Origin of the sequence: Borreliella lanei (assembly GCF_014205895.1) — a bacterium.
Classification (GTDB): domain Bacteria; phylum Spirochaetota; class Spirochaetia; order Borreliales; family Borreliaceae; genus Borreliella; species Borreliella lanei.
This window is the reverse complement of sequence record NZ_JACHFC010000001.1, coordinates 245,443-259,511: the sequence shown is the minus strand read 5'-3', so window position 1 is coordinate 259,511 and position 14,069 is coordinate 245,443. Positions and strand designations below refer to the sequence as shown.

Sequence of the window (14,069 nt, the reverse complement as noted above, 5' to 3'; positions counted from 1 at the left end):
AAAGCTATTTAAAATGCTTATAATAATAAAATCAAGTTTGGGTTTTAAAATTGTAAATTATAAATTTTTTGGAATTAAATTATAAATGTCTTCAAGAATAGTCAATTCTTCGTTTGTTGGCAGTACTAGTATTTTTGGTTTGCTATTAATGGTTGATATTTCAGATTCTAAATGCTTGTTTTGGGCCATTTCATTTTTTTCAATGTCCAGCTCTATTCCAATTTTTTCAAACCCTTTTAGTGCAAGAGCTCTTATTCTATGATCAATAACACCAATCCCGCCTGTAAAAACTATTGCATCAACATTAAAATCAAGAATGGCAATGTAAGATCCGATATATTTTTTTATTCTATATGTCATTATCTCTATTGCAAGTTTTGATTGATATTCTCCTTCTTCAATTTTGTTCCAAATATCCCGCATGTCATTTGATTGCTCAGAAATTCCTAGTATGCCACTTTCTTTATTTAATATTTCTTCAATTTGTTTTGTGGTTTTATTTAATATAGTGCTCATCAAATTAATAATTGATGGATCTATATCACCGCTTCTTGTTCCCATTGCAAGGCCTTCAAGCGGAGTAATTCCCATGCTTGTGTCATAAGATTTTCCATTTTTAACAGCATTAATGCTTGCTCCATTTCCAAGATGCAATATTATTAAATTTAGATTATCTATTTTTTTATTTAAAATTTCTGAAGATCTTTTTGTTATGTACGAATAGGAAAGGCCATGAAAGCCATATTTTCTAATATTGTGGTTTTTATACCAAGAATATGGAATTGCATAAAGAAAAGCATGTTCTTTTATAGTTTGATGCCATGAAGTATCAAAGCATAAAACTTGTTTTGCGCGTGGTAAAATTTTAAGCACTGCTTCTATTGCGATGATTGCATTTGGGTTGTGAAGTGGAGCAAGTTCAGAAATTTGTTTTAATTTATTTAAAATACTGTTATTAAGAATTACTGAATTTTTAAGGCTTGATCCTCCATGCACAACTCTGTGTCCTATTATTTTAATTTCACTGATAGTTTTAAGGATGTTTAAATTGCTGTTTAACAGCAATTTAAACATTTTTTCTATTGCTTTTTGGTGATTTTCAATTCCTTTTTCAAATCTTTCTGTTATTGATCCGTCAGTATTTATAATTTTTATGATTGATTTTTGTGATTTTATTTTTTCAATAATTCCAGATATTATTTTTTTTGAATTTTCATATTGATAAATAGCAAATTTTAACGAAGAACTTCCTGTGTTTATGATTAATATTTTCATTTTTTTTCCTTTTGTATTTGATAAGCTATGTGTTTGTTTTTAGTAAGTTAATGTTTTTATATATGTAATTTATTTTCTCAGATTTTTCAATATTTTTAAAGCTTAAAAATATTGATTTTTGATATGAGGGATTTAATATTAATAAATTGGGATGTTTTTGAAGTATTTCTATTATTTTTTCCATAGGAATGCTTTCTATATTTTTATATTCTATTTCCAAAGTTCTGTTTGTTTCTTTTAATTTTGTTATGTTTAAATCTTTTGCTAAAATTTTAAGTTCAGCCAACATTAATAGACTATTTATTTCTTTGGGTATTGGGCCAAAGTTGTCTTGGAGCTCTGATCTTATCTTTTTACTTTCTTCTTCAGTTTGAATTTTAAAGATTTTCTTGTAGATTAGTATTTTATCTTGTTCATTTTTTGCATAATTTTCAGGAATAAAGCCACTATAGTTAATTTCAATATCAACCTCTTCTTCTTCTGATGAGATTTTTCCCATTTTCTTTTCAATTGCTTTATTTAGCATTGTTAGGTAGTAATCCAGTCCAATCGATTCAATTTCTCCATGTTGTTCTCTGCCAAGCAAATTCCCAACGCCTCTTATTTCCATATCTTTCATTGCTATTTTAAATCCTGCTCCTAGATCTGAAAATTCTGTTATTGCTCTTAGTCTTTCAATAGAGCGTTCATTTAGCTTTTCGCTATCTTGATACAAAAAATAAGCATAAGCTTTCTTAGATCCTCTTCCAACCCTTCCTTTTAGTTGATATAGCTGTGCGAGTCCAAACTTGTTTGCATTATTGATTATTATTGTATTTGCATTTGGAATGTCTATTCCATTTTCAATTATTGTTGTTGCCAATAAAATTTGATATGCTTTTTTAATAAAATTGTGCATTATATTCTCAATTTCGTCTCCTGTAAGTTTTCCATGAATTATTGCAATTCTTGCATAAGGAGTTAATTTTTCAATGAGTCCCTTTAAATAATACAGTTCTTCAATGTTGTGATTTACTAAAAAAACTTGACCATCTTGAGATAGTTCAGTCTCAATTGCATGTTTTATTAAAAGTTCGCTAAACGATTCTAAATAAGCTTCTATTTTTATTCTGTTTTTAGGCGGAATTTTTAAAACGGAAATATCTCTAAGCTTAATTAGCGACATGTGAAGAGATCTGGGAATTGGTGTTGCAGAAAGGGCAAGGCAATCAACCGAAATTCTTATTTCTTTAAGTTTTTCTTTTTCTTTTACACCAAATCTTTGTTCTTCATCAATTATTATTAACCCTAAATTTTTGCAGGTGAATTTTTTTGAAAGAATTTTGTGTGTTCCTATGATTATATCAATTTTTCCACTTTTAAGTTCTTTTAAAATCCGGGTTTCTGCGTTATTTTTTATAAATCTGCTTAATACTTCGATTTTGATTGGAAAATTTTTAAATCTTTTTTTAAATGTATTGAAATGCTGTTCTGCTAAGATAGTTGTTGGTGAGAGTACAATAACCTGTTTGTTTCCCATTACAGCTTTAAAAGCAGCTCTCATGGCAACTTCAGTTTTTCCAAATCCAACATCTCCACAAAGAAGGCGATCCATCACTTTGAAGCTCATCATGTCTTCTTTTATTTCTTTTATTGCTCTTATTTGATCTGGAGTTTCATCGTATGGAAATTCAGATTCAAATAATAATTGTAATTCGTTATCTTCTGGGTACTTAATGCCTTTAATGCTTTCTCTTTTTGAATAAAGCTCTATTAATTTGTCTGCAATCTCTTCGATTCTTTTTTTTGCGTTTGCTTTGTTTTTTATCCATGTTTTAGAACTTATTTTATCTAATTTAATATTTTTAGGATCACTTCCAATGTATTTTTGGATTAAATTTGTTTGTTCAATTGGAATAAATAGTTTTTCTCCTTCAGCGTATTCAATCTCAATATAATCCTTTTCAAGCGAGCTTGTTTTTATTCTTTTTATTTGTCTAAATATACCAATTCCATGGTTTATGTGAACCACATGACTATTTTTCTCAATCTCGACAAAAGAGTCAATAGCTTTTGTTTTTGAAGATTCAAAGGCTTTGTTTATTTTTTGTCCCGTATTGAAAATGTTTGATTCAAGGATAATGGCAATTTTTTCTTTTTCTATTATTAAAGAGCTAGATATTTTTAAAACCTCAATTGATATTTTTGGTAATTCTTTGAAAATATATTTAAGTTTTTCTTTTTGTGATTCAGATTCTGCTGCAATAATGATTTTAAATCCATTTTTTAGCCAATTTTCAAATTCTTCTTTTGTAAGTGCTATATTTGAAAAAAAGTTTCTCTCACTTTCGATTTTAAATTCTATAATTTCTTTGGATTTAGGACTTTTAATTTTTGAAAATAAAACATCGCTTTTTAGATTGAAGGTTTTATAATTTAAGAGAATTCTTTTTGGATCAACTATGTTTTTACCGGCTTCTTCTGCTTCTTTATAAAGCTTTTCGTATTCTTGGTGTATTTTTTCAATTTCTTTTTCTAAATTGTTAATTTCAAAGTTAACAATAGGTGTTTGTTTTTCAATCTCATTAATTAAGTAGGTATTTGCTACTAGTGGATAAAACATTTCTTCTGTTTTTGTTTCTTTTTTAAAATCCAACTCTTCAAGAATCTTTTTATATTCAACAGATTCAATCTTTGTTTTTAAGGTGTTAATAGTTTCATCGTTCCAAATAATTTCTTTTTTTGGAAGAATTTGGAATTCTAAAATTTCATTATCGTGTTTTAATTGGGTTAAAGGATTGAATTTCCTTATTTCTTCTATTTTGTCAAAGTTTAGTACAATTCTTATTGGGCTTGGCTCTCCAAAAGGGTATAGATCTATAATTTCTCCTTTTATTGTAAATTCTCCTGGAATTGTTACTCTGAATGTTTTTTCATATCCCAATGTTATAAGAGTTTTTTCAATGTCTGATGTATTAATATTGGTATTTTTTTCAATTTTATATATATTCTTTAGTAATGTATTTTTATCGGGTATTTTGCTAAGCAATGATTTTAAGACTGTAATATATATTCCAGGATTTTTTCTATAAAAATTGATTAAAAATTTGATTCTTTCGTTAAAGATCGTGCTTTTTGAGCCAATACCCTTGTATACAAGGGGGCTAAAATAGTTAAGCTCAAAGATTTGATTTGTAATTACTTGCAAATCGTTTTTGATTTTATCTAATGTGTGCTCGTCTTTAACTATTAATATTATTTTCCCGGTTTTACTATATTCTTTGATTTTTTTAATTAAAAAGGCTTTGAAAAATCCTTCATATCCTGTTAATGAAAAAAATGTATTTTGTTCTAAAAATTCTTTCATTTTTTTTAAATTGGAATTATTTTTTAATACTGTTGTTAGTTCTTCATCTATATTCATTTTTTACCTTTTTGTTTAATTAATTTAGTATAATAATATACTATAGGTATTATTACTTTCTTTATATATAATGTGGTTAGGTTTTGAGGGGAGCTTATGAATATTAGAAAATTGCTTTTTTGTATCTTTTTTATAAATATTTCTTTTCTTTTGTTTGCGGGAGATTACGAGGGCCTTGATTTTAAAATCAAGTTTTTTAATCAATCTATTTATCGTGTTAATAGTAATGTTTTTATTGAAGTTTCTCTTAGCAATGCATCTGAGAATGTTTTAACTTTAGAAATAGGCGATATTAATTCTTTTGGCTTTGATTTTGATGTTACTGATACCACCAATATTAAAGTTAAAAGACCTATTGAATATGTTAAAAAGAGATCTAAAAATGTTGCAATTCCTGTTAGAAATATGAGCTTGAGACCTAATGAAAAGTTTTCTGTAGTTATTAACTTAAATCAATTTGTTAAGTTTAGTAAAGATGGAGTTTATTTTGTTAAGGGTATTTTTTTCCCAGACATTTCAGATCCATCTAAGAAAAAAGAATCCAATATTATTACGCTTTTTTTAAATGATAGTTTTGATGAAAATCCAGGCAGTGTAGATCTTGTTAATTTGTCTGAAAATAATGATATTCAAGATATCTTGAAAAAGAAAAAATTGTCTCCCGATGAGATTGTCAAATATTTGTTAAAGGCATTGCAGCTTGGAAAAAAAGAAAAGTTCTTTTTGTATCTTGATATTGAAGGTTTGTTATTAAATGACAAAGGCAAGGCATACCTTTATAAACAAAAGTTATCACCTGTTCCTAATAAAAATGTAGTTGAAGAGTATAAAGAATATTTGTGGAATTCTAATAATTCAGATATTTCAAAAGCACCAAATAAATTTTCTATTATTGAGACGACTTATTCTGATACTTCGGGCAAGGTGATTGCTGATTTATATTTTGACGATGGGCAATTTTATATTTCCAAAAGATATACTTTCTTCTTCAAAAAATATGATTATTATTGGATAATTTATGACTACATTGTTCAAAATACTGGCATTAAGGAAAAGTAAAACTTTTTGTGTTTTGCAAATTATAGAGCTTATTATATTATTTTATTTTTTAATAATAAGTCCTGTTAATCTTAATGCCGATTTTGAGTATAAGGTTGTCAAAGGAGATACTCTTTTTTCGATTGCAATTAAATACAAAGCCAAAGTAAGCGATCTTAAAAGGATTAATAAACTGAGTGTTGACAATATTAAGATAGGTCAAATATTAATTATTCCAAGTGATTCTAATTTAGGCCAAAACATTACTCATAAAGTTAATCATTCTTTTAATTCACTAGAGTCTATTAATAAAGGAGTAATTTTTTACACTGTAAAAGAGGGCGATACTATTGAGAGTGTCTCAAAGCTTGTTGGACTAAGTCAAGAAGAGATAATCGCTTGGAATGATTTACGCTCTAAAGATCTTAAGGTTGGAATCAAGCTTGTATTAACTGAGCCCGATTTTTTAAAGCCTTATGTGGTTAAGAAAGGTGATTCACTTTCAAAACTTTCTCAAGATTTTGATATTAGTTCTAAGGATATTTTAAAATTTAATTTTCTTAATGATGATAAATTAAAGATTGGACAGCAACTTTTCTTAAAGAAAGCTACTAAGAATGTTAATTTTCATTATGTAAAAAGAGGGGAAACTCTTGGCAGAATAGCTTATATTTATGGTGTTACTGCTAAGGATCTTGTAGCTCTTAATGGCAATCGAGCTGTTAATCTCAAAGCAGGTTCATTGCTAAATGTTTTAAAAATTGTAAATAATGATTTAGAAAAACTTGTTGAGGTAGATTTAAAAATTGAGAAAAAAATAGATAATAATTTTATTTATCATTCAGTTGCTGTAGGGGAGACTTTGTATAGCATTGCCAGACATTACGGTGTTTTAATTGAGGATATTAAAAATTGGAATAATTTAAATAGCAACAATATTATGCACGATCAAAAATTGAAAATTTTTGATAAAAAACTTTCAATTGATTCTTCTATAATTAAAACCAAAAACGATTTATATGTTAAAAACAAGGTTGATTCTAGCTCTAATTCTTCTAATAAAGTTCGAACAATCGTTAATCTTCCCTCAAGTAAAAACAAAAAGATAAATTTAAATACTTTTGGAATTACTGTCAATCAAGATATTTTTGATATTAGCTCTTTAGTTATTTTAGACTCTAAAATACCAATATTTGAGGTTGTTGGTGATTTCTATTATTGGTGTAGACCAAGAAAGATAAGTCAGCCAAGTGAGTTTTATTCAGAAGATTGGCATTCTCCTTTGAATTCTTATAAAAAGGCAACGCAACTTTTCAAAGGTTTTGAAAAGTTGGTAAATTCTAGGTTTAATAAAGGATCAAGACTTAAAGATAAGTTAATAATTCTTGATCCAGGTCACGGCGGTCTTGATCCTGGAGCTATTGTTAAGTCTAGAGATGGTCTTGGAAATGAAGTTTTTGTTGTTGAAGATGAATATGTATATGATATTGCCTTAAGGCTTTATGTATACCTTAAAGAAGAAGGAGCCAATGTTGAATTTACTATTTTAGCTCCCGACCATTTAATTAGGAATAGTGTTTTTGCTAACAATACTTTTGTTAATGTTAAAAACGAGGTTTACAATGATTATGATTTAAATAAAAATGATACTGTTGATTCCTGGATAAGCGGCACTCCATCAGGCCTTAAAAAAAGATTGGTCGTTGTTAAAAACATTGTTAATAAATATAAACATATTAAAGATAAGGATATAGCCTTTTTTAGTTTGCATGCGGATAATAGTGTTGGAGCGCCTAAGAGTATGGGGTTTTATTATCAAAAAGATGACGATAAAAAATATGATATTCATTCAAAGTCTGCAGCAGAAAAAATTACAGAAGGAATGAAAAGAAGTTTTTATATTAAGGGTCAAAATCTTCATGTTTTAAGAAATAATATAGTAATGACTAAGCTTTTAGTAGAAGTTAGAAATTTAGCATTTCCAGAGGAAGCTTGGTCTATTAGATCTTCTAAGCTTAGAGATCAAGATTCCAAAATTCTTGCTAATGGGATTTTAAAAATATTGGAAAATAATTGACAAAAATTTTTAAATTTAAGATAATGTTTTTAGTGTTCAATTTCCCCTATAGCTCAGTGGTAGAGCGGGTGGCTGTTAACCACTAGGTCGGAGGTTCAAGTCCTTCTGGGGGAGTTAATTAAATCCAATTGTTTTTTTAGGTCTGTTTTTGTTATTTTAAAGTAATTAAGCCTTTCTAGGAGTTTTTTACTATTTCCATGTCCCAAACAAAAGTGTTTTTGTATTTTATGTCTATTTTCTTTTGAGTTTTCTCCTATTATGCCAAGCTCTAACAAATCGCTTAATGTTAATAAATCTTTTTGATTATCTTTAGATAAAGTTCCAACTCCTTTAAGTATCTTTATTATTTCTGTTTTATTTACTGATTCAACTTCAGTGTCTTTAGTATTAAGATATGCATGTTTGATGTTATTATTTTCTCCTAAATGTTTGACTATTTTTTGTCTAATAATATTTCCAGATTTATCGCTGTCTGTTAAGATTATTATTCCTTTGTATTTTAAGGCTTTTTTTAACAATTCAATAGTTTCAATTTTTAAAGCAAATCCCTTTGTTTCTATTACTGTGCAGTCAAAAGATTCTTTAATTCTTTTAAGATCATCTTTTCCCTCAACTACAATTATTTCTTTTATTTTTTCCAATTTTAAATTCCTTTTTCAAAGAAAGCCCTTAGCAATTTAATTGCTTCTATGTGGTCAGCTATTGATACTGTTTCGCGTAGGGAATGCATTGCCCACATTGGTGTTCCAATGTCAATAGTTTCTATTCCTGTTCTTGCATTTGAAATTGGACCAATTGTTGTGCCTGAAGGAACATTTGCTTTCATTATTATTTCTTGAATCTTAATATTGTTTTTAATAGCCAAATTTTTTAATTTTGCAAATCCTGTTGAAGTTGTTGCATATCTGAAATTGGCGCTATTTTTTACAACTACGCCTTTACCCAGAGTTGATTGATAGTTTGGATCATGTTTAGATGTATAACCTGGATGAATGCCGTGAACGCTGTCAATCGAGATATTAAATGATTTGTTTGTTTTTATTAAATGCTCTTCTCTGGTTAAATTAAGAGCAAGATCTATTCTTTCTAAAACTTCTGATAGAAAGTTTGAATCAGCACCTCTTGAGGTTAAAGATCCTACTTCTTCGTTGTCAAAAAATACAGCTATTTTATTTTTATCATTGCTTGTATGAACATAAGAATTCATGATTGCATGGCATCCCGATTTGTTATCAAGATTTTTAGAAGCCAAAAATTCTCCTTCAGTTCCTATTATTTTGGAAGGTTGTGATTCTGTAAATATTAAATCACAAGATAAAAAATTTTCACACTCTATTCCAAGTTGTTCTAAGACATTATCTTTTATTGTTTTTTTAGTGCTACTGATTACTGTTAAATTGTCATGAGTATTGTATACAAATCCTTCGTTAATTTGTCGGTTTAAATGGATTGCAAGGTTTGGAATAATTCCTATGTTTTCAATATTGATTAATTTTGATTCAATATTCTCATTTTTTTTGAAATATACAATTCCTGCTAAGCTTAAGTCTCTGTCAATCCAAGTAGAAATTATTGGGCTACCATAAACTTCAATATGATTGTAAAACACACCGCTTGTTTTTTCCGTTGCATCTATTTTTAATTTTAATCCTGGACTATCTGTATGTGCTGCTGCTATTAGAAACGGTTCATATTTTTTTTCGACATCAATATTAAAGGCAATAAGGCTAGTTCCTTCTTTTTTTATGTAATACGATCCTGTTTCAATTTTCCATTTTTCATCAAGTTTTAATTGTTTTGCGTTAAAATAATTTATTAATTTCTCTTCAATATAGTTTACTAAGTGATAAGGGGTAGGGCTATTGTCTAGTAGGTTTTGAAAAAATTTTGGTTCTAGTGTTTTATCATGCACCATAGTTTGTTCTCCTTTAATTTTATTGCTTTATAGCTATATATTCTATTATAATAGTTTTTAACTGTTAGTTAGGAGTTTGTTATGAGAAAGTGTTTTGTTAGCTTAAGTTTATTGTTTATTTTTTTTGCTTGTAGCTCTAATGTTGAAATTGAGTTGAATGATGATATTAGTGGCATTGTTTCAATATTTGTTAATGTTGATAGAGAATTTGAAAAAATTAGAAAAGAACTCTTAACAACTTTGGTGGGAGGAGAAATTGCAAATATGCCTCTTTTCCCTGTAGATGAAATAAAAAAATATTTTAAAAATGGAGAGGAAAAGCTTGGACTTAAGCTTTTGAGTATTAAAACCCAAGGAGATTCTATTAATTTGGTTGTTAAGTTTGATAATTTAATTAAAATTTTAGGCGATTATATGAAAAAAACTGATACATCTGTGTTTAAGATAGAAAAAAAGGATGATAAAAATATTATTGAACTTAATATTAATTTGGAAAACGCTACTAAGAATATTAATGAAAATAAAGAATATATTAGTGATGCACTTGCTGCGCTTTTGCCATCGGATGAGATTCCAATGTCTGCCAAAGAATATAAAGATGTTTTGGTTTATTTTTTATCGGATTTTACTTCTAAAGCAAGTGAACTTATTGACAATTCCAAACTTAATCTTATAGTTAAGACTTCTAGAAATGTTCAAGAACAATTTGGATTCAAACAAATTAACTCAAACACACTAAAGTTTGAGATGGATATGGTTAAAGGATTAAGTCTTGAAAAGCCAATAAAACTTAGATTAGTTTATTGACTGTGTTCAAGAATATAAACTTAATCGTTTATATTCTTGAATTCTTTTTTAAAAATTCCTATTAAAATAGCTGTTATAATAGATCCTACTAGGATAGCTGTTATCCACATTAATGGGTTTGCTACTATTGGTAGAATGAATATTCCGCCATGTGGTGCTATAACTTCTACCTTGGAAAGTGCAGAAACAAATCCTCCTATAGATGAGCCTAGTATGCATGCAGGTATTACCCTTAAAGGATCTGCTGCTGCAAATGGGATTACTCCTTCTGTAATAAAGCATGCTCCCAAAAAATAACAAACTTTTCCGGATTCTCTTTCTTCTTTTGAGAATCTATTTTTAAATAAACTTGTAGCAAGAGCAATTCCTATAGGAGGTATCATTCCTCCTGCCATTATGCTTGCATGAGGAATATAATTTTTTGCGGTTATCATTGCAATTCCAAATGCGTATGCAGCTTTATTTACAGGTCCTCCCATATCTATTGCCATCATTCCTCCTAGCAAAGCTCCAAGTATTGCCATATTAGTTCCGCTAAGTTGATTAAGCATACCTGTTATTGATTCATTAATAGCAGATATTGGACTAAGCATTGTATATATCAAAATTCCCGAAATTATAACTGATAAAAAGGGATAAGTTAATACTGGATTTATTCCTCTTAAATTGCTAGGAATGATTTTGTCAGATATTTTTTTTACAGCTAGTGTAACGTAGCCTGAAACAAATCCTGCTAAGATGCCTCCCAAAAATCCTGCATTTCCATTGCTCATCATTAATCCTGTAATCATTCCAGGGGCAAGTCCTGGTCTTTCTGCTATGCTAAATGAAATATAGCCAGCAAGTATTGGGATCATTAAAGCAAATGCGCTTCCACCGCCGATTTGCATCAGAATATCTGCTATTTTATTGTAGCTTGGATCGTTTATGTCAAATGCTTTGATTCCAAACATGAATGATATTGCTATTATTATTCCTCCTGAGACTACAAATGGAAGCATAAATGAGACCCCATTCATTAAATGTTTATAAATTCCCGTTCTTTTGTTTTGTTTTTGGAGAGTTTCGGTGGTTTTGTTTGTGTTGCCTTTGTTGTAAATCGGTGCTTCGTTTTTAAGAATTGTTTGGATAAGCTCTTTTGCTTTGTGTATGCCGTCTTTTACTCCCACTTCGATTAAAGGTTTTCCTCTAAATCTTTCTTTATCGATAGTTTTGCCAGATGCAATAATGATCCCCTTTGCTTTTTTTATTTCTTCCTCTGTTATTGGGTTTTCGGTTCCACTAGATCCATTTGTTTCTACTTTTATGTTTATATTTAATTCTAAAGCCGCTTTTTTAAGGCTTTCTGCTGCCATATAGGTGTGAGCTATTCCCACAGGACATGCCGTTACAGCAAGAATGAAATCTTTTTTTGTATTTAAATTATTAGATTCATTCATATTGTCATTACTCATAATTATTTCTAAAAATCTATCTTCATTGTTTGTGCTCATAAGTTCATTTCTTAATAGGTTGTTGCTAAAAGTATTGCTTAGGTATGATATAGCTTTTATGTGTGCATTGCTTGGAGTTTCTTCGGGTAGAGCCATCATGAAAAACAGTTTTGAAAGTTTTTGATCAGAAGAGTTGAAGTCAAAACCATTACCAGTAACCCTTAAAATAGCAATTCCATGTTTTTTAATGAAATTACCTTTTGCATGAGGCATGGCAATATGCTCTTCAATTCCTGTTCCGTTAATTTCTTCTCTTTTTTTAATTTCTTTTATAAATGCTTCCATGTCATTTAAGTATCCATTTTTATTGAACATGCTAGCCATTTTTCTAATTACATCTTCTTTGCTAGTTGCATTGTAATTTAAAACAATCAAGTTTTTTGAAAATAAATTTTGCATAATAATCACCTTTATATATTATATAGTGTATATATATTAAATAAATTTTACATTTATTTAATTGATTTTATCAATCAAAGGAGATTATCTTGATATATACTCTAACACTTAATCCTTCTGTGGATTATAAAATAGTTTTAAAAGAATTTCAGGAAGAAAGTCTTAATTATGCTTTAAATAACAATTTTTTTGCTGGCGGTAAGGGAATAAATGTAAGCACTGTTCTTAAAAACTTGGGAAAATCCAGCACAGCTTTAGGATTTTTGGGAGGTTTTACGGGTGATTATATAAGATTTTCTCTTGATTCTAAGGGCATAAAAAACGATTTTATTAAAATAAAACATGATACAAGATTAAATATTAAAATGATAGCAGAGGGCAAAGAAACAGAAATTAATGCCAATTCTCCAGATATTTCTGAGAATGAATTTGAATTTTTGAAAGATAAACTTAAAAGTTTAACAAATAATAGTATATTGGTGATGTCTGGAAGTGTTCCCGCAACTCTTGGTGAGAATGCATACAATGAAATAGCTAATAGTATTTCTAATGATGTTAAGCTTATTATTGATACTAGTGGCAAACCTTTGCGAAAAATTCTTAGATTAAATCCCTTTTTAATAAAGCCCAATATTTATGAACTTGAGGATCTTTTTAATACCAAATTTAATTCTATAGAAGAATTAATTAAAATCGGGAAAAATCTTGTAGAAAGTGGGGTTCAAAACATTATAATTTCCATGGGAAGTGACGGAGCTATTTTTATTAGCAGTAAAAATGTTGCTTTTAGGGCCTTTGTTCCAAAGATTAATTCTGTTAGCACTATTGGAGCAGGAGACTCTGTGATTGCAGGATTTGTATATGCTTTTGATAATGAAAGTACTTTAGAAGATTCATTTAAATTTGGTGTTGCAGCTGGTACAGCTACGGCATTAAAAGGTAATCTTTGCGAATTTCAAGATGTTAAAAAGATGCTTTGTGATATTAGGATTGAGAAGATTTGTCTTTCTTGATTTTTTAAACAGATTGGTGGGGGGTGTGATTTTGAAACTTTACTGTAGCTTTTTAAAAGCTACAGTATTTAGTTTGCTTAAATTTTTAATTTTGATTTACATAATTTCTTTTTTGTTAGGGCTAATCCTGTAGCTACTATTAGCAATGCAAATATAGCTGCTATGCTTGCAAAAAAGCCTGTTGTATTTGATTGAGAGATTTTTGCGGCGATTTCTGTAGTTTGCTCATCGCAAATACAGTTAACATACCCGCATATTGGGCAGATCTCTTCTACTCCAAATTGGCTTAAGTTTCCATTTGGAATTACATTTTCTTTTGTTATTGTATTGGTTTGTGCGAAAACAGATGTTGAAATCAATAGCAAAGCAGTGAAAAATAGATATTTTTGTAGATTCATTTTACATTCTCCTTATATATTTTATCTTTTTTAATTGCTTAAATTATAACTTTTAAATTAAAGATTTGTAATTTTTTTTATTAAAAATTTGCCAGAGTATCAATAGATTCTCTAAGAAAAGCTGTTGACACGATAAAATGTAAAATTCATCATCGGGAGCGACGGGTCTCGAACCCGCGACCTCCTGCGTGACAGGCAGGCGTTCTAACCATCTGAACTACGCCCCCAAAGCCATTCTTTTAAAAGATTAT

General features: G+C 28.8%; 10 protein-coding genes and 2 tRNA genes. 5 read left to right on the top strand and 7 right to left on the bottom strand.

What is annotated here, in order from left to right; genetic code table 11:
* Positions 1–57 precede the first annotated feature (57 nt).
* Positions 58–1,275: an acetate kinase gene (locus tag HNQ06_RS01155; RefSeq protein ID WP_184107107.1), complete on the bottom strand. Its 1,218-nt coding sequence runs from the start codon at positions 1,273–1,275 to the stop codon at positions 58–60.
* Positions 1,276–1,300: 25 nt separating this feature from the next.
* Complete coding sequence (gene mfd, locus HNQ06_RS01150; RefSeq protein WP_184107106.1) at positions 1,301–4,678, bottom strand: transcription-repair coupling factor; 3,378 nt, start codon at positions 4,676–4,678, stop codon at positions 1,301–1,303.
* Positions 4,679–4,774: 96 nt separating this feature from the next.
* Here mfd and HNQ06_RS01145 point away from each other — a divergent pair, with 96 nt between their 5' ends.
* From HNQ06_RS01145 to HNQ06_RS01135, 3 genes are all read left to right on the top strand, one after another.
* On the top strand, positions 4,775–5,737 hold the full coding sequence (locus tag HNQ06_RS01145) for a hypothetical protein (protein WP_184107104.1): 963 nt from the start codon (positions 4,775–4,777) through the stop codon (positions 5,735–5,737).
* Complete coding sequence (locus tag HNQ06_RS01140; RefSeq protein WP_184107102.1) at positions 5,697–7,793, top strand: LysM peptidoglycan-binding domain-containing protein; 2,097 nt, start codon at positions 5,697–5,699, stop codon at positions 7,791–7,793. Before HNQ06_RS01145 ends, HNQ06_RS01140 begins: the two co-directional genes overlap by 41 nt.
* A 42-nt stretch (positions 7,794–7,835) precedes the next feature.
* Positions 7,836–7,907, top strand: a tRNA-Asn gene (locus HNQ06_RS01135).
* Here HNQ06_RS01135 and rnmV read toward each other — a convergent pair.
* Complete coding sequence (gene rnmV, locus HNQ06_RS01130) at positions 7,889–8,434, bottom strand: ribonuclease M5 (protein WP_184107100.1); 546 nt, start codon at positions 8,432–8,434, stop codon at positions 7,889–7,891. The genes HNQ06_RS01135 and rnmV overlap by 19 nt on opposite strands.
* 2 nt (positions 8,435–8,436) lie before the next feature.
* Positions 8,437–9,708 (bottom strand): M18 family aminopeptidase, encoded by a 1,272-nt coding sequence (locus tag HNQ06_RS01125; protein WP_184107098.1) that lies wholly within the window; start codon positions 9,706–9,708, stop codon positions 8,437–8,439.
* Between the two features lie 81 nt (positions 9,709–9,789).
* Between HNQ06_RS01125 and HNQ06_RS01120 the strand changes: the two genes are divergently transcribed.
* Positions 9,790–10,515: a hypothetical protein gene (locus HNQ06_RS01120; RefSeq protein ID WP_184107096.1), complete on the top strand. Its 726-nt coding sequence runs from the start codon at positions 9,790–9,792 to the stop codon at positions 10,513–10,515.
* Positions 10,516–10,535: 20 nt separating this feature from the next.
* Here HNQ06_RS01120 and HNQ06_RS01115 read toward each other — a convergent pair whose 3' ends face one another.
* Positions 10,536–12,407, bottom strand: coding sequence for a fructose-specific PTS transporter subunit EIIC (locus HNQ06_RS01115; protein WP_184107094.1), 1,872 nt, complete (start codon positions 12,405–12,407; stop codon positions 10,536–10,538).
* Between the two features lie 89 nt (positions 12,408–12,496).
* Between HNQ06_RS01115 and pfkB the strand changes: the two genes are divergently transcribed.
* Positions 12,497–13,420, top strand: a complete 924-nt coding sequence (pfkB, locus tag HNQ06_RS01110) for a 1-phosphofructokinase (RefSeq protein WP_184107092.1) — start codon at positions 12,497–12,499, stop codon at positions 13,418–13,420.
* Positions 13,421–13,497: 77 nt separating this feature from the next.
* Here the strand turns inward: pfkB and HNQ06_RS01105 are convergent, their stop codons facing one another.
* Together HNQ06_RS01105 and HNQ06_RS01100 are read right to left on the bottom strand one after the other, a co-directional pair.
* Entirely contained in the window at positions 13,498–13,818 is a 321-nt protein-coding gene (locus HNQ06_RS01105; protein WP_184107090.1) for a hypothetical protein, read from the bottom strand.
* A 153-nt stretch (positions 13,819–13,971) separates the two neighbouring features.
* A tRNA-Asp gene (locus HNQ06_RS01100) sits at positions 13,972–14,045 on the bottom strand.
* Positions 14,046–14,069: the final 24 nt, after the last annotated feature.

Coding starts and splice junctions, on each gene's coding strand:
- HNQ06_RS01155 (WP_184107107.1), bottom strand. CDS start 1,275: ATGAAAATATTAATCATAAACACAGGAAGTTCTTCGTTAAAATTTGCT.
- mfd (WP_184107106.1), bottom strand. CDS start 4,678: ATGAATATAGATGAAGAACTAACAACAGTATTAAAAAATAATTCCAAT.
- HNQ06_RS01115 (WP_184107094.1), bottom strand. CDS start 12,407: ATGCAAAATTTATTTTCAAAAAACTTGATTGTTTTAAATTACAATGCA.
- HNQ06_RS01140 (WP_184107102.1), top strand. CDS start 5,697: ATGACTACATTGTTCAAAATACTGGCATTAAGGAAAAGTAAAACTTTT.
- HNQ06_RS01120 (WP_184107096.1), top strand. CDS start 9,790: ATGAGAAAGTGTTTTGTTAGCTTAAGTTTATTGTTTATTTTTTTTGCT.
- HNQ06_RS01145 (WP_184107104.1), top strand. CDS start 4,775: ATGAATATTAGAAAATTGCTTTTTTGTATCTTTTTTATAAATATTTCT.
- HNQ06_RS01105 (WP_184107090.1), bottom strand. CDS start 13,818: ATGAATCTACAAAAATATCTATTTTTCACTGCTTTGCTATTGATTTCA.
- HNQ06_RS01125 (WP_184107098.1), bottom strand. CDS start 9,708: ATGGTGCATGATAAAACACTAGAACCAAAATTTTTTCAAAACCTACTA.